Below are 18,684 nucleotides of genomic sequence, written 5' to 3'. Positions count from 1 at the left end.
TGGTCGCTCACCGCTCCTCATTCACTTCGCGGACGGCGCCCGAGACCTGGGCGGCGGTCGCGGCGCCGAGCCTGACGACGTCACCGGCCGTGGCGCGCAGGTCGCGGGTCACCGAACGGCCCGCGGAGTTCGCGGGCAGCCACACGACCCGGTCGGGCAGGTCGGCGACCAGGACCGGCAGGCTCACCGCGCCGCCTTCGGCGGTGACGGTGATCTCACCGCCGTCCGTGAGACCCGCCTCGGCCGCGGTCGCGGCGGAGACCAGTGCGACGGTCGCGCGCTCGGTGCCCGCGAGGTACGGCTCGCCGTCCTGCAGGCGGCCGTCGTCGAGCAGCCGGTGCCAGGTGGCCAGGATCGCCTCGCCCTCCTTCGGGGCGGCGGTCCGGGAGGCCCCCACGTTCGGCGCCTCGGCCCTCGGGCCGCGCCAGGCGCCGATCGCGGCCAGCTCACGGCGGGCGGCGGCGGGGTCGGGCAGGCCGAGGTGGACGTCCATCTGGTCGGCGATCGAGGAGACGACCCGCAGGTCGCTCATGACGCCGGGGACCGGGACGGCCGCCTCGAACGTACGGCCGCGCCCCTCCCAGTTGACGAACGTGCCGGCCTTCTCGCTCACCGAGGCGACCGGCAGCACGACGTCGGCGCGGTCGGTGACCGCGCTGGGGCGCTGTTCGAGGCTCACGATGAACGGGGTGTTCTCCAGGGCCGCCAGGGCGGCCTCCGGGTCGGCCAGGTCGTAGGGGTCGACACCGGCCACCACGAGGGCGCCCAGCTCGCCGCCGAGCGCCGCCGTCAGGATGGCGGAGGTGTCACGGCCGGGGGTCGAGGGCAGCGAGGAGACGTTCCACGCCCTGGCCACCTCGGTGCGGGCGTTCTCGTCGTCGATCGGCCTGCCGATGGGCAGCAGGTTCGGCAGCGCGCCCGCCTCGACGGCGCCGCGCTCCCCCGCCCGCCTCGGGACCCAGGCGAGCCTGGCGCCGCTGGTGTCGGCGAGCCGTACCAGGGCCGAGAGCGCGCCCGGCACGGTGGCCAGCCGCTCACCGGCGAGGATGATCGCGCCTGCCCGCCTGATCTCCTCGGAGATCGGCGAGACGCCGGAGACGAGGTCCTCGACGGCCGCGGTCTCCGCGCCCGGCAGGGTGCGCACGAGCGTGCCGCCCATCTTGGCCAGGCCCTCGGAGGCGAACGGCGCGACCGAGAAGACCTTCAGGCCCTTCTTGCGCCACGCCTTGCGCAGACGCAGGAAGACGATCGGCGACTCCTCCTCGGGCTCGAAGCCCACCAGGAGCACGACCGGGGCGCTCTCCAGGTCGCGGTAGCGGATCTCGATGCCCTTGCCCGCGACCGCGTGCGCCAGGAAGCGCTCCTCCTCGGCGGAGTGCGGCCTGGCGCGGAAGTCGACGTCGTTGCTGCCGAGCGCGATCCTGGCGAACTTGGCGTAGCCGTACGCCTCCTCGACGGTGACCCGGCCACCGACCAGGACGCCCGCCCTGCCCCGCGCCGCGGCCAGGCCGCGGGCCGCGACGGCCAGCGCCTCGGGCCAGGAGGCCGGGACCAGGTGACCCTTCTCGTCACGGACGAGGGGGGTCTTGAGCCGGTTGGGCTGGGTCGCGTAGGTGAAGGCCCAGCGACCCTTGTCGCAGTTCCACTCCTCGTTGACCTCGGGGTCGTCCCCGGCCAGGCGGCGGGTGACCTTGCCGCGGCGGTGGTCGGTGCGCAGCGAGCAGCCGCTCGCGCAGTGCTCGCACGCGCTGGGCGTGGACACCAGGTCGAACGGCCGGGCCCGGAAGCGGTAGGCGGCGCCGGTGAGCGCGCCGACCGGGCAGATCTGCACCGTGTTGCCGGAGAAGTAGGACTCGAACGGCTCGCCGTCGGCGGTCCTGACCTGCTCCTTGGCCCCGCGCTCGAAGAACTCGATGAGCGGGTCACCGGCGATCTCGTCGGAGAAGCGGATGCAGCGCGCGCACTGCACGCAGCGCTCGCGGTCCAGCAGCACCTCGGTGGACAGCGCGATGGGCTTGGGGAAGGTCCGCTTGCTCTCCTGGAAGCGGCTCTCGCCCTGGCCGTTGGACATGGCCTGGTTCTGCAGGGGGCACTCGCCGCCCTTGTCGCAGACCGGGCAGTCCAGCGGGTGGTTCAGCAGCAGCAGCTCCATCACGCCGCGCTGCGCCTTCTCGGCGACGGGCGAGGTGAGCTGCGTCTGCACGACCATGCCGGGGGCGACCTCGATGGCGCAGGACGGCTGCGGCTTCGGGAAGCCCCTGCCGTTGCCCGCATCGGGGATGTCGACCAGACACTGGCGGCAGTTGGCCGCCGGGTCCAGCAGCGGGTGGTCGCAGAACCTGGGGATCTGGATGCCGAGCAGCTCGGCCGCCCGGATGATCAGCGTGCCCTTCGGGACGCTCACCTGGAAACCGTCGATGGTGAGGGTTACCAGTTCTACCGGCGTCTGCGCCGGGGTGGTCGCTTCGACGGTCATGGCGCCTCCTCCGTCGGCCTCATGACCGAAACGGTGCTGTGCTTGCCGGTTGCGTGCCGTCCGCTCACTTGTTCCCCCAGAGCCTTGAGGGGGCGTGGTCGAACGGGCAGCCACCGATCTCGAAGTGCTTGAGGTACTCGTCCCTGAAGTGCTTGACCGACGAGTGGATGGGGCTGGTCGCGCCGTCGCCCAGGGCGCAGAAGGAGCGTCCCAGGATGTTGTCCGCGATGTCGGTGATCGTGGACAGGTCCTCCTCGGTGCCCTGTCCCTTCTCCAGCCGCTTGAGCACCTGCTTGAGCCAGTAGGTGCCCTCCCGGCAGGGGGTGCACTTACCGCAGGACTCGTGCGCGTAGAACTCGGTCCAACGCAGTACGGCCCGCACCACGCAGGTCGTCTCGTCGAAGATCTGCAGGGCCCGGGTGCCGAGCATGGACCCCTTGGCCCCGACCGACTCGAAGTCGAGCGGGACGTCCAGGTGCTCGTCGGTGAAGATCGGCGTGCTCGATCCGCCGGGGGTCCAGAACTTCAGCCGGTGCCCCGCCCGGATTCCGCCCGCCATGTCGAGCAGCTCGCGCAGTGTGATGCCCAGCGGCGCCTCGTACTGGCCGGGCCGGGTGACGTGGCCGCTCAGCGAGAAGATGCCGAAGCCCTGGGACTTCTCCGTGCCCATCCCCGCGAACCAGTCGGCCCCGTTCGCGATGATCGAGGGAACACTCGCGATCGACTCCACGTTGTTCACGACGGTTGGCGAGGCGTACAGGCCCGCCACGGCCGGGAAGGGGGGCTTGAGCCGAGGTTGGCCGCGATGTCCCTCAAGCGAGTCGAGCAGTGCCGTCTCCTCGCCGCAGATGTAGGCGCCCGCGCCGCTGTGGACCACCAGCTCCAGGTCGAACCCGGTGCCGAAGAGGTCCTTGCCGAGCAGGCCCTTGGCGTAGGCCTCGGCGACCGCCGCCTGCAGGCGGCGGATGACGTGCAGCACCTCGCCGCGCACGTAGATGAAGGCGTGGTTGGCACGGATGGCGTAGGAGGCGATGATGACGCCCTCGACCAGCGCGTGCGGGTTGGCCATCATCAGCGGGATGTCCTTGCAGGTTCCCGGCTCGGACTCGTCGGCGTTGACCACGAGATAGTGCGGCTTGCCGTCGCCCTGGGGGATGAACCCCCACTTCATGCCGGTGGGGAAGCCCGCACCGCCACGGCCGCGGAGACCGGAGTCCTTGACGGCCTGGATGACGGCGTCCGGGTCCATGCCCAGCGCCTTCCTGGCCGCCGCGTAGTCGCCGTAGCCGTCCAGGGTGAAGGAGTCCGGCCGGTCCCAGTTGGCCGTCAGGACCGGGGTGAGAGTCGTCATGATGGCTCAGGTGCCTTCCATCCGTTGGCCTTGGCGACCTTCAGGCCCTCCAGGGAGGCGCCCGCCGCGGAGGGGCCGTCGCCGGCCTGGCCGTCGGGCAGGCCCGCCAGCACGCGCGAGGCCTCCTTGAAGGTGCACAGCTTCTTCGGACCCCGGGTGGGCGAGACGTCCTTGCCCGCCTTGAGGTCCTCGACGAGCTGCTTGGCCGACTCGGGCGTCTGGTTGTCGAAGAACTCCCAGTTCACCATCATCACCGGGGCGAAGTCGCAGGCGGCGTTGCACTCAAGCCGCTCCAGCGAGATCTTCCCGTCCGGGGTCACCTCGTCGTGACCGACCCCGGCGTGCTCGGACAGCTCGTCCCAGATCTGGTCGCCGCCCATGACGGCGCACAGCGTGTTGATGCACACCCCGACGTGGTAGTCGCCCATCGGCTTGCGCTTGTACATCGTGTAGAAGGTGGAGACACCGACCACCTCGGCCTTGCTCAGGCCCAGCATCTCGGCGCAGAACTCGTGTCCGGCGTCGGAGACGTAGCCGTCCACCGACTGCACCAGGTGCAGCAGCGGGAGCAGGGCCGACCTCGGCCGGGGGTACCGGCCGATGATCTCCTTGGCGTCGCGCTCAAGGCGCTCACGGACCTCTGGTGCGTACCCTGTGCCCACGGTCGCGCCCCCCTCCTCGTTCCTCTCCTCGTTCATCGGTCGACCCCTCCCATGACCGGGTCGATCGAGGCCACGGCCGAGATGACGTCGGCGACCATGCCACCCTCGCAGGTCGGGGGCACCGCCTGCAGGTTCGTGAAGGACGGGTCGCGGAAGTGCACGCGGTAGGGCCTGGTGCCGCCGTCGCTGACCACGTGGGCGCCGAGTTCGCCACGGGGCGACTCGACCGAGGCGAAGGCCTGCCCGGCCGGGACCCGGAAGCCCTCGGTGACCAGCTTGAAGTGGTGGATCAGCGCCTCCATCGAACCGCTCATGATGTGCGCGATGTGGTCGGGCGAGTTGCCCAGGCCGTCGGGGCCGAGCGCGAGCTGCGCGGGCCAGCCGATCTTCTTGTCGTCCACCATGACCCGGTCGCCCTTGAGCGGGCCGGAGAGCCGGTCGAGAGCCTGCTCAATGATCTTGAGCGACTCCTCCATCTCGGCCATCCTGACGAGATAGCGGCCGTAGACGTCGGCGGTCTTCTCGGTCGGGACGTTGAACTCGTAGGTCTCGTAACCGCAGTAGGGCTGCGACTTGCGCAGGTCCCACGGCAGGCCCGCGGCCCGCAGCATCGGCCCGGTGACACCCAGCGCCATGCAGCCGGTGAGGTCGAGGTAGGCGATGTCCTTGGTCCTGGCCAGGTAGACCGGGTTGGCGTCGAGCATCTTGCGCATGTCCTTGATGCGCTGCGGCATGATCTTGAGCAGCTCACCGACCTTGTCGACCGCGCCTGCGGGCAGGTCGACCGAGACGCCGCCGGGCCGTACGTAGGCCATGTTCATCCGCAGGCCGGTGATGTACTCCATCACGTCGAGCACCATCTCGCGCTCGCGGGACCCGAAGAGGAACGGCGTGGTCGCGCCGAGCTCCATGCCGAAGGTGCCGATGGCCACCATGTGCGAGGAGATGCGGGTCAGCTCCATCATCATCACGCGGATGGCCTGCGCCCGCTCAGGGACGCGGTCGGTGATGCCGAGCAGCTTCTCGACGCCCAGGCAGTAGGCCGTCTCGTTGAAGATCGGCGCGAGGTAGTCCATGCGGGTCACGAACGTGGTCCCCTGGGTCCACGTCCGGAACTCCATGTTCTTCTCGATGCCCGTGTGCAGGTAGCCGATGACCGTGCGGGCCTCGGTGACCGTCTCGCCGTCCAGGTTCAGCACCAGACGCAGCACGCCGTGCGTCGAGGGGTGCTGCGGACCCATGTTGACGACGAGCTGCTCGTCCTGCTGTCCGGTGAGGGTCTCGACCAGTTCCGTCCAGTCGTTGCCCGAGACGGTGTAGACCTTGCCCTCGGTGGCGTCCGTGATCTCTTCGAACGGAGCACTCACGAGTACGACCTCCTCTGGTCGGGCGCGGGGATTTCGGCGCCGCGGTACTCGACCGGGATACCGCCGAGCGGGTAGTCCTTGCGCTGGGGGTGCCCGTCCCAGTCGTCCGGCATCATGATGCGGGTCAGCGCCGGGTGGCCGTCGAAGACGATCCCGAAGAAGTCCCAGGTCTCCCGCTCGTGCCAGTCGTGCGTCGGGTAGACAGAGACCGTGGAGGGAATGTGCGGGTCGGCGTCGGGGCACGCGACCTCAAGGCGCAGGCGCCTGTTGTGGGTGATCGAGCACAGGTGGATCACCGCGTGCAGTTCCTCCCCCTCAAGGTGGGGGTAGTGCACGCCGGAGACGCCGAGCGACAGCTCGAAACGCAGCGCGGGGTCGTCGCGCAGGGTCCTGGCGACCTCGACCAGACGCTCACGCCTGACGTGGAAGGTCAGCTCGCCGCGGTCTACGACGACACGCTCGACCGCGTCGGCCAGCTCGGGGCCCAGGGCGCGCTCAAGCTCGTCGGCGACGGTGTCGAAGTAGCCGCCGTAGGGGCGGGGGGTGGACAGCTCGGGCTTGCGCCGTACGACCAGGCGGCCGTAGCCGGAGGTGTCACCGGTCCCCTTGGCACCGAACATGCCCGTGCGGGCGATCGGCTCCTCCGGGACCCCGGGGAGGTTGTCACTGCTCATGTCGGTCCCTCACCGCTCCTCGTCCGTCGCGCGGGGCCGGTCGTCGCGGCACCTCATTTGGCGGTCCCCTGATCGATCAGGGGCAGCGCCCGCAGCGCCTGCAGTTCGAGCTCGTCGATCTGCTTGGCACGGTGCGCGCCGAACTTCATGTTCTGGATCTTGTCGTGCAGCTTCACGATCGCGTCGATGAGCATCTCGGGCCGCGGCGGGCAGCCGGGCAGGTAGATGTCGACGGGGACGACGTGGTCCACGCCCTGCACGATGGCGTAGTTGTTGAACATGCCGCCGCTGGAGGCGCACACGCCCATCGCGATGACCCACTTGGGCTCGGCCATCTGGTCGTAGATCTGGCGCAGCACCGGCGCCATCTTCTGCGAGAGCCTGCCCGCGACGATCATCAGGTCGGCCTGGCGCGGAGACGCCGAGGCGCGCTCCATGCCGAAGCGCGCCAGGTCGTGCTTGGGACCACCGGTCGACATCAGCTCGATGGCGCAGCAGGCCAGACCGAAGGTCGCCGGCCAGACGGAGTTCTTCCGCGCCCAGCCCGCGACCTGTTCGACCGTGCTGAGCATGAACCCGCTCGGAAGTTTCTCTTCAAGACCCATGTCTAGTCCCAGTCCAAACCCTTGCGGCGCCACACGTAGGTGTAGGCCACGAGCACGGTGACGATGAACAGCACCATCTCGACCAGTCCGAAAACCCCGAGCTGGTCGAACGCGACCGCCCACGGGTAGAGGAAGATGATCTCGATGTCGAACACGATGAACAGCATCGCGGTGATCATGTACTTCAGCGGGAAGCGACCGCCACCGACCGGCTGGGGCGTCGGCTCGATCCCGCATTCGTAGGCGTCAAGTTTCGCGCGGTTCCAGCGCCTGGGACCGGTGAAGGGCGCGATCGTCACCGAGAAGATCGCGAATCCCGCCGCGAGAACGGCGAGCACCAGGATGGGTGCGTACAACTCCATCGCTACGCCTCCTCTCCCATCTCCACGCGCGCCGGCGCGCAGCTCATCAGGTCGTTTCCTTGTTCAGGCCGTTGTGCAAGTCTAGGCAGGGCGATCATCGCTCTTGCCTTCCACGTTCCGTACGTTTGCTGAGGTCATGCCGACGGCGCGACCTTCGACAGAGCGTTGATGATGCGGTCTGACGCATCGCCTCGTCGGTCGGTGAGGTTACCAAGGAGTTTGAGCGCGAAGCGCATCAGTCCGGGATGTGGCAGCGCGTGCCTGGCGGCGAAGTCCATCACCCCGCGGTGCCCGATGAGCTCGACGAAACCCCTGCCCAGGGTGAAGTAGCCACCGTAGGCGTCCTTCAGCGTCTGCGGGTAGGCCCGCAGCACACGCTCACGCTGCGCCGGAGTCGTACGGCCGAGCGCCTGGACGATGGTCTCGGCGGCCACCTGACCGCTCTCCATCGCGTAGGCGATGCCCTCGCCGTTGAACGGGTTGATCATCCCGCCCGCGTCCCCGACCAGCACCAGACCCCTGGTGTAGTGCGGCTGACGGTTGAACGCCATCGGCAGCGCCGCCCCCCTGATGGGGGAGGTCATGTTCTCCTGGCTGAAGCCCCACTCCTCGGGCATGCCCTTGACCCAGCGCTTGAGCAGGTCGCGGTAGTCCATGCCCTTGAAGGACTCGGTGGTGTTCAGCAGTCCGAGACCGACGTTGGAGGTGCCGTCGCCGACGCCGAAGACCCAGCCGTAGCCGGGCAGCAGCGTCTCGCCGTCCCACAGCTCAAGCCAGATCTCAAGGTAGTCGTCGTCGTGACGGGGGCTGGTGAAGTAGGTCCGCACGGCCACGCCCATCGGGCGGTCCTCGCGCTTGTGCAACCCCATCGCCAGCGAGATGCGGGTGGAGTTGCCGTCGGCGGCGACCACGAGGCGGGACCGGTAGGTGACCTCCTCGCCGTCCTTCTTGGCGACCACGCCCACGATGTGGCCGCTGCGGTCGTCGAGGATCGGGCCGGTGACGTTGACGCCCTGCAGCAGGCGGACCCCTCCGCGCACCGCGTTGGAGGCGAGGATCTCGTCGAAGTCCTGGCGGGTGCGGACAAGCCCGAAGTCCGGATAGCTGGCCAGTTCGGGCCAGTCGAGCTCGAAACGCCTGCCGCCGCCGACCACGCGCAGGCCCTTGTTCCTGACCCAACCGGGGGCGTCGATGTCAATGCCCATCGCGATGAGCTGCTTGACCGCTCTGGGCGTCAGCCCGTCACCGCAGACCTTCTCGCGGGGGAAAGTGGTTTTCTCAAGCAACAGGACGTCAAGCCCGGCCTGTGCGAGATGGAAAGCGGTTGTCGAACCGGCGGGCCCGGCGCCGACGACGATGACGTCGGCGTCAGCCTCAGCGACATTCCGCTGTACGGCGGCTGGCACGGTCACGGGACCTGTCCTGTCCTACACGCTTTGAGGGCCTCGGGGTGGGGCCTTTCGTTCCTTTGTGAAGACCTTCACAAACTTGTCGCGCCGAAGTCTAACCCCTTTGCGGCGAGAAGTGTCAGGCGGGTACTGCTATCGCCTGTCAATGTTCACGCGGGCTTATATGCCCGATGAAGGGCCACGATGCCCAGAGCGAGATTCCGCCAGGCGACCCGCTTCCAGCCCGCCTCCTGAATGATCTTCGCCAGCCCCGCCTGGTCCGGCCACTCCCTGATCGACTCGGCCAGATACTCGTAGGAGTCGTCGTTCGAACCGAACACCTTGGCGGCCTTCGGCATGAACCGCATGAGGTACTGCGTGTAGATCAGGTCGAAAGAACGCAGCGTGGGGTGGGAGAACTCCAGGATCACCAGGCGTCCGCCCGGCTTGGCCACCCGCAGCATCTCGCGCAGCGCCTGCCCGGTGTCCTGCACGTTGCGCAACGCCGTCGAGATCGTCACCGCGTCGAACACGTCGTCGGCGAACGGCAGCCGCAACGCGTCACCCGCGATGAAACTGACCCCCCGCACCCCGCCACCGGAGATGCCGGAACCGCCGCGTCGCCGTACCCCGGTGCTCAGCATGCCCAGCGAGAAGTCGGAGGCGACGGCCCGCGCCCCGAGGGAGGTGAAGGTGTCGGTCGAGGTGCCGGTGCCCGCGCCCAGGTCCAGGACCAGCTCCCCGGGGCCCGCGTCGACCGCCGCCGCGGTCGCCTTGCGCCACAGCCTGACCTGGCCAAGGGAGATAACGTCATTGACCAGGTCGTACCGCCGGGCCGTGCGATCGAACATCGCGGCGACCTCATGCGGCTGCTTGTCCAGCGAAGCGCGCGTCATGGGGCCCAGCCTATTAGCGCCGTCTGTGTCTCTTTGCTCCGCCTGCGGCGTCGCGGGCTGTGTCTCTTTGCGACGCCTGGCGGCGTCGCGGGCTTGGGCGCTTCGGGTCGGTGCCTTCCCTCGTCTCTCCGTCGCTTCGCTCCTGCGTTCCTCAGTCCAGACACCGACGCGCCCAAGCCGGTCCTCTTGCACCGCCTTCGGCAGTGCGGGCTTGGGCGCCCTGAGTCGGCGCTTTCCCTCGTCGCTCATCCGCTGCGCTCCTTCGCTCCTCAGTCCAAGCACCGACGCGCCCAAGCCGGAACCCCTCACACGTGGCGCCGGTAAAGCACAAGATCAAAAACCTCGCGCACGGCGCCGAGAAGCACGGGGCGGGTCCTCGTTCCCGGTGTCGGGGGCGGTCGTGGCCGGGGGCACTCCGGCATCCACGGAAAGTGACGGCTTGATCACTGTGGGTCTGCTAGGAATTACCGAATGTTTACCAGGAGCGTTTCGGCGCTGGTCGCAGCAATGGTTCTTCTGCCGCCCTGGGCGGCCTCGCCCGCGGCGGCGGGCACGATACGGCACACGCGGGTCGTCTCCGCCAACCCGGTGAACAACACCCCCCATGTGCTCGACGGGATCGTCAACGCCATCGCGCTCGTCGGCAGGACGGTGGTGGTCGGCGGATCCTTCAGCCAGGTGAGGAACGCCGGGAGCAGGACCACGGTGGAGCGCTCCAACATCTTCGCCTACGACCTGGTCACCGGGCGTGTTCTGGCGGGCTTCGCGCCGATCCTGGACGGACAGGTCAGGGCGCTGGTCGACGGCCCCGGCGGCACGGTCTACGCCGGGGGCGAGTTCACCGAGACCACGGCCACCCAGACCGAAGGCCTGTCGTCGGTCGGGCCCGCCGCCTCGGGGGCGGACACCAACGGCCTGGTCAGGCTGCGGCTGTCCGACGGCGCCCCGATGACGGACTTCGGCGCCCAGACCTACGGGGGCGGGGTCACCGCGCTGGCCAGGTCCGGTTCCCGGCTCTACGTCGGCGGTGACTTCATCGGGATCAGCGGGACCGGCCGTACGGCACTGGCCAGGCTCGACGCCGTGAGCGGGGTGGTCGACGCGGGCTTCGCCGTACGGCTTGGCGATCCGAGGGGGCGCCGGGTCAAGATCGCCTCGATGGCGTTGAGCGGGGACCGGCTGGTGGTCGCGGGCGACTTCACCACCATGAACGGCCTTTCCCGGCCGCAGCTCGGGCTCGTCGACGTCGCCGCCCGTCCCGCGAAGGTCGCCGACTGGCGGACCTCGACCTACGCGGCCAGGTGCAAGGCCGTCTTCCCCTCCTACGTCCGGGGGGTGGACTTCGCCCCGGACGGGAGCTACTTCGCGATCGTCACGACCGGCGGCCCCCAGGGGCCGGACAAGCCGTGTGACAGCACGGCGCGTTTCGAGACACGCCCCCGGGGCTCGCTGGAGAACGTGCGGCCGACCTGGATGAACCTCACCGGGGGCGACTCGCTCTACGCGGTCGCCGTGACGGGCGCGGCCGTGTACGTCGGCGGGCACCAGCGGTGGCTGAACAACCCGCTCGGCCACGACTCCGCGGGCCCTGGAGCGGTCCCGAGGCCGGGAATCTCGGCGATCGATCCGCGCACCGGCAAGGCCCTGTCGTGGAATCCCACCAGGGAGCGCGGAATCGGCGTCAAGGCATTCCTCGCCCATCACGGAGGGTTACTGGTTGGTAGTGACACAACGCGGCTTGGTCACGAGTACCATGCCCGAGTCGGCATGTTCCCGTTGCCGTGATCACTCCTGATTCTTAGTGAATCGCTGACTCACCGCGTCGCGCTGCTTCGACAGCAGGACGTAGCTGGCCACCCCACTGACCAGGAATGCGGCGACCAGCAGGATGAAGGGCTGGCGAAGGCCGAGGAGATAGAGCACACCGATGCTCACGGCCAGGAGTCCCAGCCGGGAGACGGTGTAAACGAAGACGGGATGCACAGCGTTGAGGTTACGTCACCCCACACCCGGCCTGCTCAGGGGTAGGTGTGGGGTGCCGAAGTGGGTGCTTCGCACTGCGCGTGAGCGCTGCTAGTGTGCACAACAGATCAGTTTCGTAAAGAAACACCCACGAGACTCTCAAAGAGGCTCTATCATATAACAATCGGGCAGTCAGTCGATAACAACCCGTGATCTTTGTAGAAAAGCACGGATAAATCAGACTTCGCTCGGCACACTGGTTACCTGTCCGCCCGCTGGCAGGAAGCGGGATGCGAGGGGGAGAGATTGTGGAGAGTAGCAGCGAGCGTCTGCTGACGCCCGGAGAGGTTGCCGCCCTCTTCCGGGTCGACCCAAAGACGGTTACACGCTGGGCCGCGGCAGGCCGCATCAGCAGCATCCGTACCCCCGGAGGGCATCGGCGGTTCCGCGAGTCGGAAGTGCACGCCCTTCTGCGCGGGGAAGACGTCTTGACGGCCGAAAGGCCGGCAGGCGACGCACCGCGTGTCTGACGACTTATGACGTCACACCATCGGTGGTCCTACGGGGCCCCCACCCGGAAAGCCGCAGGGTCACCGATGGAGTCGTACGGCTCGCACCCCCCGAGCCGCAACCCCGCCCCCACCCGGGGTGTCCCCAGGGACCTCAGCCGTCCTGTTCGGCCTTGAAGGCCAGGAACTCACGTTCCAGATCGTCGTTCTCCTCAAGCCAGCGCCGTCTGCGCTCGGCGAGTTCCTCCTCGGTGAACGCCTCCGCCAGCCACCGGTCGTAGTCCGGATCTCCCGGTAGCAGTTCCACGTACGCGTTGCCGATCAGACGCCCGTCATCACTGGACAGAGTCTGCGGCACGCGCAGCGTTCCGTCAGCGAGCCGGATGACGTACATCCCAGATCACCTAGATTCCGTAACGCCGGTTGAAGAACAACATGACATCGAGCGCCAGCCTCGTGTTACCGCCGAGCATGTCCACCAGGGCCGGACGCTGCCGCGAAACGATCGCGGCGAAGGCGTCAGCGAAAAACTCCTTACGCCCCAGATCGCCCGACTGAAGGTGGAACCCGGAGGCCAGCATAGGGACGCATCTCTCATAAAGGGCCGCGAACTCGGGAGAGTCGGAGACCCAGTCTCCGTGGGGAGCGTCCACGTCGTCCAGGGCGTGCCCGACCTCGTGCATCATCACGTCCGGAGTCGGCGAGGGCCGGTCCCCCACGACGATCTTGCGGTCGCCGTACGCTCCCGCGCAGATGTCCCAGGTCGCCCGGCCCGAGGGCAGCGGCGCGCCCCGCAGATAGCCCATGTCGTCCAGGTCGGGCACCCCGCCCGCTCCGACGTAGATGCCGTCGAGCCCCTCGGCGAGTTTCCTCTTGAGGATGTCGGGCAGCCTGGCCAGGCTCTCGACCGCCCGTACGGCGTCTGCGGACGGCGGCCCCTGGTCGGCGTCCCACTGGCGGTGCAGGATGCGTTCGAGCCGCCCGCAGTGCCGTAGGCCGTCGCCCATCCCGGGAGCGTCCGGAGGGTTCGGCATGGCCCTCGGCCGCTCGTCGTCGAGCTCGAAGTCCCGCCAGGTGTACTGCGGGCGGTCGACCACCGGAGCCGTCACGGCGCCCATCCGCCACTCCGGCGCGAGCGGCGCGTCACGGACCGCTCTCCCTGCGACACTCTCCGTGCGCTGCGGCAGGCTCCGCTGCCACCAGCGCCGCCGATGACGGCCCTTGTCCGCCGAATTCGCCATCACACGCCCCAGGAGGAAGTGGCAACAGGCTCCACCGTACGGCGTGGGCCCCCGTCAGTCACCCGGATCGGGGCCACGACCGCACCCTGCCGCCGAATGGCTTACAGTTCGGGCATGCCCCTGCTTGTCGGTCTGGCGATACTCGCCTTCTGGCTCTACTGCCTGTTCGACGCGATCACCACGCCGGACGAGGACGCCAGAAACCTGCCCAAGCTCCTATGGGTGATCATCGTGCTGCTGCTGCCCGTCGCGGGCGGCGTGTTCTGGCTCCTGCTCGGCAGGCCGAGCGTCTCCGGGGCCAGGGGAACGCTCCCCCCCGACGACCACAGGCCCGTGCGCCGCGAGGCCCCCAGGGGCCCCGACGACGACCCCGAGTTCCTCAGGGACCTGGAGCGGCGGCTGCGTGACGAGGAGTGAACAGCGCATGCGAAAGCCCGCCAGGAGGTACGGCACGGCCGCCCTCCTGACGGGCGGGAAGGACCGGTCTCAGCCGGGAACCTCGGCGTAGGAGTGCAGACCGCCGAGGAAGATGTTCACCCCGACCAGGTTGAACATCAGGCAGGCGAAGGCGATGAGTTGCACGATCATCGCGGCCCTGCCCCTGAACCCCGCAGTCGCGCGGGCGTGCAGGTAGGCCGCGTAGGCGATCCAGGTGATGAACGCCCAGACCTCCTTGGGGTCCCAGCCCCAGTAACGTCCCCACGCCTTGTCCGCCCAGAGGGCGCCCGCGATGACGGCGAACGTCCAGATCGGGAAGCCGACCACGATGGCGCGGTGCGCGACCCGCTCCAGGTCCTGCCGGGACGGCAGCCGGACCGCGCTGTCCTTCCTCACCAGGAAGAGGACACCGGCGACGCCCGCCATGATGAACAGGCCGCTGGCGATGATCGCCGCCGACACGTGGATGGCGACCCAGTAGGAGTTCAGCGCCGGCACGACGGGACCGGCCTGCACGTACAGATACCGTACGGCGAAGCCGAGCCCGAGGGCGGCGGCGACCGTGACGAAGGCCCCCAGGAACAGGTTCCGGTAGCGCAGGTGCATGAACAGGAACGCGCTCACCGCCGCGAAGCACATCGCGACCACGAACTCGTACATGTTGCCCCACGGCCAGCGGCCGATGGCCCAGCCCCTGGTCAGGATGGCCGCCAGGTTCGCGGCCCAGCCGAGCCAGGTCAGCGCGAGCGCGACCGGGGCCGCCCGCAGCGCCCAGGCGGGCGGTGCCTTCTCCTCGGGCGCCTCGTCCCGGGGGGTGTCCTGGGAGACACCCGCCGCGTCCCCGCCGACCGTGACGAGCGCGGGTTCACCGGCGGTCCTGGCCTTCGCGGTGGCCTTCGCGGTGCTTCTGACCCGGCCGAAGCCGAGGTCGAGGGCGTAGCCGATCATCGCGACGATGTAGAGCAGCACGGTCGCCAGGGTGAGCTGGTCGCTCAGCGTGGCGAGGCCGACATCGACCTCAACGGGCATCGTTGTTCACTCCTGGATTCAAAGCGGCGACGATCCCGGCGAACTCCTCGCTGAAATCGCTGCCTTCGGTGCGCGTGAGACCGCCGATCTCGACGTGTCCACTGTCCTTTTCCTGCCGGTCGCCGATCCGCACCCACACCCGGCGGCGGCGGACGGTCAGCGAGAGCACCAGGCCGATCACCGAGAGCGCGGAGGCGACGAGCGCGGGCATCCGGCCCGGGTCGTGGGTGATCTGCAGCGCGATCCACTGCCTGAGCCCGGTGAACTCGATCGACCCCATACCGTTCGGCAGGTCGAGCTTCTTGCCGACGGCCAGCGGGTCGGCCTTCATGACCAGCGGCTTCATCTTCTTCAGGCTCGTCGGGTCCAGCTCGTAGACCGACTGCGGCCTGCCGTTGCGCAGCCCGAGGTCCCCGGCGAACGCGCCGTACACCTGGGCGGTCGGGTTGGCCGCGCCGGGGAAGACCGAGATCCACTCACCGTTCATCGGCACCGTGGTCGGCAGGAAGCCGATCAGGAGGCCGAGCTGCTCCGGCTGGGCGTCGGGCACCTTGATGACGCACTCGGAGGTGAACGTCGCGGGCTGGACGACCAGGCACGGCACGGGACCGTCGAAGGCGACCTGCCCCCTGCCGTCGGTGATCTTGAAGGTGGGGGCGTAGCCGTGGTCGATGAGGTAGGTCAGCGTGCCGTTGACGTCCAGCGGGTCGTTGACCTTCAGCGTGTAGTCGCGCTGTCCGGCGCCGGGGGCGTCGGTGACCTTGAGCCTGGCCTCGAAGTCGAGCGGCTGGCCACGTCGCTCGCCCTGGGCGATGTAGGTGGCCTGGAAGTCGTCAAGGGTGAAGGAGAACGGTTCGAGCGACTCGGCGCTGACCTGCTGGCCGGGCATGTAGCGGTCGTAGGCGGCGACCGTGTTGGCGAAGCCCTCCCCCTCGACGACCAGCACGTTGCCGCGGTAGCCGTACAGGGCGCCCGCGCCGACCGCGACGAGCAGGCCGAGCAGCGCGACGTGGAAGATCAGGTTGCCCGTCTCGCGCAGGTAGCCCTTCTCTGCGGAGACCCAGCCGGGCCCGGTGACCACCCGGAAGCGCATCCGGCGCAGCCGCTTCGCCGCCTCCTCGACGGTCAGGTCACCCTCGAAGGAGGCGTTCTGCGGCAGTCGAAGCAGGTTGCGCGGCGGCGCCGGGGGCTTCTTCCGCAGCTCACGCAGGTGCGTCGCGGCACGTGGGAGCACGCAGCCGATCAGGGACAGGAACAGCAGCAGGTAGATCGCGGCGAACCACGGCGCCCTGAACACGTCGAACAGCCACAGCCGGTCGAGCCACTCGGCCAGGGCCGGGCTGTCGCTGAAGTACTGCGAGACCTTGGCGTCGGAGACGCCGCGCTGCGGCCAGATCGACCCCGGGACCGAGGCGAGGGCGAACAGGAACAGCAGGATCAGGGCCGTGCGCATCGAGGTGAGCGTGCGCCAGAACCAGCGCGCCCACGCGACCACGCCGAACGAGCCCGGCCGTACGGCCCGCTCGTCCCCGTCCGGCTCGCGCCGCCCGGCCGTACGGCCAGGCTCGGCCTGCTTGACTTCCTCCATCAGATCACCGGCTCGAATCCGCCGATCCACCCCTGCATGGTCGCGACGAGCTCTCCCCAGAGTCCCGTGACGAGCAGCAGGCCGACGGCGACCAGCATGGCCCCGCCGATCCGGGTGATCAGCTGCGAATGGCGGCGAACCGCCTTGAACGTGTGCAGTGCCCTACGGTATGCCAGCCCCGCCACCAGGAAGGGCAGTCCGAGGCCGAGCGCGTAGGCGAAGGCCAGCAGGGCTCCCCGCCCCGCGCTGCCCTCGGTGAGTCCCAGGGTGAGCACGACACCCAGGGTGGGGCCGATGCAGGGGGTCCAGCCGAGGCCGAAGACCACGCCGAGCAGCGGCGCCCCGGCCAGCCCTGCGGCTGGAATCCGGTGGATGCGCAGGTCACGCTGGAGACCGGGCAGCACCCCCATGAACGCCAGGCCGAGCACGATCGTCAGTACGCCGAGCACCCGCGTGATGATCGCGGCGTTGTCGGCCAGCGCCTCGCCGAGACTCCCGAAGATCGCCCCGCCCGCCACGAAGACCAGCGCGAAGCCGAGCACGAACAGCCCGATGCCCGCGACCATCCGGCCGCGCCTCGGGTCACCGCTCATCCCCGTCACGTACGACAGGTAGCCGGGCACCAGTGGCAGCACGCAGGGCGACAGGAAGGAGACGAGGCCGGCGGCCACCGCGATCGGCAACGCCAGCAGCAGCGACCCGCTCGCGACCGTCGCGGTCAGGTCGGTTCCCACCTCAGTGCTCACCGCCGACCTTGGTGACCACGTCGAGGAGGTCGTTGTACTTGACGGCGCCGAGGGCACGGGCCGCGATCCGGCCCTGGCGGTCGATGACCAGCGTCGAGGGGATCGCGGCCGGGGGCACGGTGCCGTGGAAGGACAGCGCGATCCGGCCCGGCTGGTCGAAGATGCTGGGGTATCCGGGCTGCTGGCTGCGTTCGAAGGCCTGGGCCTCGGCCTTGCGGTCCTTGAAGTCGATGCCGAGGAACTCCACGCCCGACGCCTTGGTCTTGGCGGCGATGTCCTTGAGCACCGGCGCCTCAGAGCGGCAGGGCGCGCACCAGGCGGCCCAGAAGTTCAGCACCACGACCTTGCCCTTGTACGAGGCCAGGGAGACGGCCTTGCCGTCGAGGGTCTCGCCCTCGACGGCTGGAGCTGGTTTGCGGCCGGCGGCCTCGAACGTGGTGATCTTGCCGTCACCCGGCACGAAGCGGGTGTCCCCGCTCTGCGGCTGCGATCCCTGGTTACCGGCACATCCGGCCACGGTGACGATCGACACGGCCACGAGCAGCACGGCGGCGAAGGGTTTTGCGCGCATCAGGGGCTGAGTCTTCCTGTACTACAACCGGTAGAGCAGTCACTCTACCGGCGTGGTCAGGCGCCCGGTACGGCAGGGCGCCCGACGAGCGCGCCCGCGGGTTCGCTGTATCCGACACTGACCAGCCGGTCGCCCTCGAAGGAGAAGCTCGTGAGGCTGGCCAGCGAACACTGCCTGCGTCTGGGGTCGTGCGGCAGCCGCCTGCCCTCGGCTGCGAGCCGGATGATCCAGATCGGCAGCTGGTGGCTGACCAGCACCGCCTCGTGACCGCGCGCCGCGTCCCTGGCGGTGTCGATCACGCTCTTCATCCGCCGGACGACGTCGGTGTAGCGCTCTCCCCAGGAGGGACGCAGCGGGTTCCACAGGTGGCGGTAGTGGCGCGGGCTGCGGAAGACGCCGTTGCCCCCGGCGACCGAGACGCCTTCGAAGATGTTCTCCGCCTCGATGAGACGTTCGTCGAGGGTGACCTCAAGGCCGAAGGAGGAGGCGATCGGAGCGACGGTCTCCTGGGCCCGCTCCAGAGGGGAGGAGAACAGGGCCGTGATGTCTCGTCCCGCGACGGACTTGGCGACCAGTTCGGCCATCTGCTTTCCCGTCTCCGACAGGTGGTATCCGGGGAGCCTGCCGTACAGGATGTTCGCGGGGTTGTGCACCTCACCGTGGCGCAGGAGGTGAACGACGGTCGTCTCAGCCATGGTGCCGCCAGCCTACCGACAGGTATGGATGAATAGGGCGCATAGATGGACCAGTGTGGCTGTGCCGCCCGGACGACGCCAGCGCCGAAGACAGTCGACTTCCGGGTTTAGCGGCGTTTTCCGG

At 69.0% G+C, this 18,684-nt stretch carries 20 protein-coding genes; 3 read left to right on the top strand and 17 right to left on the bottom strand.

Annotation, left to right across the window (positions count from 1 at the left end):
• Window positions 1–7: 7 nt before the first annotated feature.
• The 9 genes from ABZ463_RS20910 to ABZ463_RS20870 form a co-directional block, all read right to left on the bottom strand.
• Entirely contained in the window at window positions 8–2,476 is a 2,469-nt protein-coding gene (locus tag ABZ463_RS20910) for an NADH-quinone oxidoreductase subunit G (protein ID WP_362778061.1), read from the bottom strand.
• A 64-nt stretch (window positions 2,477–2,540) separates the two neighbouring features.
• Window positions 2,541–3,827 (bottom strand): NADH-quinone oxidoreductase subunit NuoF, encoded by a 1,287-nt coding sequence (nuoF, locus tag ABZ463_RS20905; RefSeq protein WP_352010915.1) that lies wholly within the window; start codon window positions 3,825–3,827, stop codon window positions 2,541–2,543.
• Window positions 3,824–4,525, bottom strand: coding sequence for an NADH-quinone oxidoreductase subunit NuoE (gene nuoE / locus ABZ463_RS20900; RefSeq protein ID WP_352010916.1), 702 nt, complete (start codon window positions 4,523–4,525; stop codon window positions 3,824–3,826). The genes nuoF and nuoE overlap by 4 nt, the downstream gene beginning before the upstream one ends.
• A complete protein-coding gene (locus tag ABZ463_RS20895) occupies window positions 4,522–5,778 on the bottom strand; it encodes an NADH-quinone oxidoreductase subunit D (RefSeq protein ID WP_352011279.1) in 1,257 nt (418 codons plus the stop codon). The genes nuoE and ABZ463_RS20895 overlap by 4 nt, the downstream gene beginning before the upstream one ends.
• Before the next feature lie 74 nt (window positions 5,779–5,852).
• On the bottom strand, window positions 5,853–6,530 hold the full coding sequence (locus tag ABZ463_RS20890; RefSeq protein ID WP_362778057.1) for an NADH-quinone oxidoreductase subunit C: 678 nt from the start codon (window positions 6,528–6,530) through the stop codon (window positions 5,853–5,855).
• A gap of 53 nt (window positions 6,531–6,583) precedes the next feature.
• The gene (locus ABZ463_RS20885; protein WP_352010918.1) at window positions 6,584–7,135 is read right to left on the bottom strand and encodes an NADH-quinone oxidoreductase subunit B family protein; all 552 of its coding nucleotides are present in this window, start codon (window positions 7,133–7,135) and stop codon (window positions 6,584–6,586) included.
• 2 nt (window positions 7,136–7,137) lie between these two features.
• Window positions 7,138–7,497: an NADH-quinone oxidoreductase subunit A gene (locus ABZ463_RS20880; protein ID WP_352010919.1), complete on the bottom strand. Its 360-nt coding sequence runs from the start codon at window positions 7,495–7,497 to the stop codon at window positions 7,138–7,140.
• 134 nt (window positions 7,498–7,631) lie between these two features.
• On the bottom strand, window positions 7,632–8,909 hold the full coding sequence (locus tag ABZ463_RS20875) for a geranylgeranyl reductase family protein (protein WP_352010920.1): 1,278 nt from the start codon (window positions 8,907–8,909) through the stop codon (window positions 7,632–7,634).
• 146 nt (window positions 8,910–9,055) lie between these two features.
• Window positions 9,056–9,781, bottom strand: a complete 726-nt coding sequence (locus tag ABZ463_RS20870) for a demethylmenaquinone methyltransferase (RefSeq protein WP_352010921.1) — start codon at window positions 9,779–9,781, stop codon at window positions 9,056–9,058.
• Window positions 9,782–10,288: 507 nt separating this feature from the next.
• On the opposite strand from ABZ463_RS20870, the gene ABZ463_RS20865 reads away from it, so the two are divergent.
• Window positions 10,289–11,566, top strand: a complete 1,278-nt coding sequence (locus ABZ463_RS20865; protein ID WP_352010922.1) for a delta-60 repeat domain-containing protein — start codon at window positions 10,289–10,291, stop codon at window positions 11,564–11,566.
• On the opposite strand, the gene ABZ463_RS20860 is transcribed toward ABZ463_RS20865, so the two are convergent.
• On the bottom strand, window positions 11,567–11,764 hold the full coding sequence (locus ABZ463_RS20860; protein WP_352010923.1) for a DUF4229 domain-containing protein: 198 nt from the start codon (window positions 11,762–11,764) through the stop codon (window positions 11,567–11,569).
• A 269-nt stretch (window positions 11,765–12,033) separates the two neighbouring features.
• On the opposite strand from ABZ463_RS20860, the gene ABZ463_RS20855 reads away from it, so the two are divergent.
• On the top strand, window positions 12,034–12,273 hold the full coding sequence (locus ABZ463_RS20855) for a BldC family transcriptional regulator (RefSeq protein ID WP_184711992.1): 240 nt from the start codon (window positions 12,034–12,036) through the stop codon (window positions 12,271–12,273).
• Window positions 12,274–12,406: 133 nt separating this feature from the next.
• Here ABZ463_RS20855 and ABZ463_RS20850 read toward each other — a convergent pair whose 3' ends face one another.
• Complete coding sequence (locus ABZ463_RS20850) at window positions 12,407–12,646, bottom strand: hypothetical protein (protein ID WP_352010924.1); 240 nt, start codon at window positions 12,644–12,646, stop codon at window positions 12,407–12,409.
• A gap of 10 nt (window positions 12,647–12,656) precedes the next feature.
• Window positions 12,657–13,493: a hypothetical protein gene (locus ABZ463_RS20845; protein ID WP_352010925.1), complete on the bottom strand. Its 837-nt coding sequence runs from the start codon at window positions 13,491–13,493 to the stop codon at window positions 12,657–12,659.
• A gap of 114 nt (window positions 13,494–13,607) precedes the next feature.
• On the opposite strand from ABZ463_RS20845, the gene ABZ463_RS20840 reads away from it, so the two are divergent.
• Complete coding sequence (locus ABZ463_RS20840; RefSeq protein ID WP_352010926.1) at window positions 13,608–13,910, top strand: PLDc N-terminal domain-containing protein; 303 nt, start codon at window positions 13,608–13,610, stop codon at window positions 13,908–13,910.
• Window positions 13,911–13,979: 69 nt separating this feature from the next.
• Here the strand turns inward: ABZ463_RS20840 and ccsB are convergent, their stop codons facing one another.
• Genes ccsB through ABZ463_RS20815 form a run of 5 tightly spaced genes read right to left on the bottom strand, consistent with a single transcriptional unit; the run spans window position 13,980 to window position 18,560 of the window.
• Window positions 13,980–14,960, bottom strand: a complete 981-nt coding sequence (gene ccsB, locus ABZ463_RS20835; RefSeq protein ID WP_362778048.1) for a c-type cytochrome biogenesis protein CcsB — start codon at window positions 14,958–14,960, stop codon at window positions 13,980–13,982.
• Entirely contained in the window at window positions 14,950–16,548 is a 1,599-nt protein-coding gene (locus tag ABZ463_RS20830; protein WP_352010928.1) for a cytochrome c biogenesis protein ResB, read from the bottom strand. Before ABZ463_RS20830 ends, ccsB begins: the two co-directional genes overlap by 11 nt.
• Window positions 16,548–17,294, bottom strand: a complete 747-nt coding sequence (locus ABZ463_RS20825) for a cytochrome c biogenesis protein CcdA (RefSeq protein ID WP_352010929.1) — start codon at window positions 17,292–17,294, stop codon at window positions 16,548–16,550. The genes ABZ463_RS20830 and ABZ463_RS20825 overlap by 1 nt, the downstream gene beginning before the upstream one ends.
• On the bottom strand, window positions 17,284–17,865 hold the full coding sequence (locus ABZ463_RS20820; RefSeq protein WP_362778044.1) for a TlpA disulfide reductase family protein: 582 nt from the start codon (window positions 17,863–17,865) through the stop codon (window positions 17,284–17,286). The genes ABZ463_RS20825 and ABZ463_RS20820 overlap by 11 nt, the downstream gene beginning before the upstream one ends.
• Window positions 17,866–17,921: 56 nt before the next feature.
• On the bottom strand, window positions 17,922–18,560 hold the full coding sequence (locus tag ABZ463_RS20815) for a histidine phosphatase family protein (protein WP_362778041.1): 639 nt from the start codon (window positions 18,558–18,560) through the stop codon (window positions 17,922–17,924).
• Window positions 18,561–18,684: the final 124 nt, after the last annotated feature.

The sequence above is a fragment of the Streptosporangium sp. NPDC020145 genome (genome assembly GCF_040631275.1).
GTDB lineage: Bacteria > Actinomycetota > Actinomycetes > Streptosporangiales > Streptosporangiaceae > Streptosporangium.
Note: the sequence above shows the minus strand (reverse complement) of the source record. Positions and strands in the feature narration are given on the sequence as shown.

What these genes read in the sequence shown, in the direction of transcription:
- ABZ463_RS20890 (WP_362778057.1), bottom strand. Translation starts at nt 6,530, where the DNA reads ATGAGCAGTGACAACCTCCCCGGGGTCCCGGAGGAGCCGATCGCCCGC.
- ABZ463_RS20815 (WP_362778041.1), bottom strand. Translation starts at nt 18,560, where the DNA reads ATGGCTGAGACGACCGTCGTTCACCTCCTGCGCCACGGTGAGGTGCAC.
- ABZ463_RS20910 (WP_362778061.1), bottom strand. Translation starts at nt 2,476, where the DNA reads ATGACCGTCGAAGCGACCACCCCGGCGCAGACGCCGGTAGAACTGGTA.
- ABZ463_RS20830 (WP_352010928.1), bottom strand. Translation starts at nt 16,548, where the DNA reads ATGGAGGAAGTCAAGCAGGCCGAGCCTGGCCGTACGGCCGGGCGGCGC.
- nuoE (WP_352010916.1), bottom strand. Translation starts at nt 4,525, where the DNA reads ATGAACGAGGAGAGGAACGAGGAGGGGGGCGCGACCGTGGGCACAGGG.
- nuoF (WP_352010915.1), bottom strand. Translation starts at nt 3,827, where the DNA reads ATGACGACTCTCACCCCGGTCCTGACGGCCAACTGGGACCGGCCGGAC.
- ABZ463_RS20845 (WP_352010925.1), bottom strand. Translation starts at nt 13,493, where the DNA reads ATGGCGAATTCGGCGGACAAGGGCCGTCATCGGCGGCGCTGGTGGCAG.
- ABZ463_RS20885 (WP_352010918.1), bottom strand. Translation starts at nt 7,135, where the DNA reads ATGGGTCTTGAAGAGAAACTTCCGAGCGGGTTCATGCTCAGCACGGTC.
- ccsB (WP_362778048.1), bottom strand. Translation starts at nt 14,960, where the DNA reads ATGCCCGTTGAGGTCGATGTCGGCCTCGCCACGCTGAGCGACCAGCTC.
- ABZ463_RS20855 (WP_184711992.1), top strand. Translation starts at nt 12,034, where the DNA reads ATGCGAGGGGGAGAGATTGTGGAGAGTAGCAGCGAGCGTCTGCTGACG.
- ABZ463_RS20840 (WP_352010926.1), top strand. Translation starts at nt 13,608, where the DNA reads ATGCCCCTGCTTGTCGGTCTGGCGATACTCGCCTTCTGGCTCTACTGC.
- ABZ463_RS20820 (WP_362778044.1), bottom strand. Translation starts at nt 17,865, where the DNA reads ATGCGCGCAAAACCCTTCGCCGCCGTGCTGCTCGTGGCCGTGTCGATC.
- ABZ463_RS20865 (WP_352010922.1), top strand. Translation starts at nt 10,289, where the DNA reads ATGGTTCTTCTGCCGCCCTGGGCGGCCTCGCCCGCGGCGGCGGGCACG.
- ABZ463_RS20880 (WP_352010919.1), bottom strand. Translation starts at nt 7,497, where the DNA reads ATGGAGTTGTACGCACCCATCCTGGTGCTCGCCGTTCTCGCGGCGGGA.
- ABZ463_RS20850 (WP_352010924.1), bottom strand. Translation starts at nt 12,646, where the DNA reads ATGTACGTCATCCGGCTCGCTGACGGAACGCTGCGCGTGCCGCAGACT.
- ABZ463_RS20870 (WP_352010921.1), bottom strand. Translation starts at nt 9,781, where the DNA reads ATGACGCGCGCTTCGCTGGACAAGCAGCCGCATGAGGTCGCCGCGATG.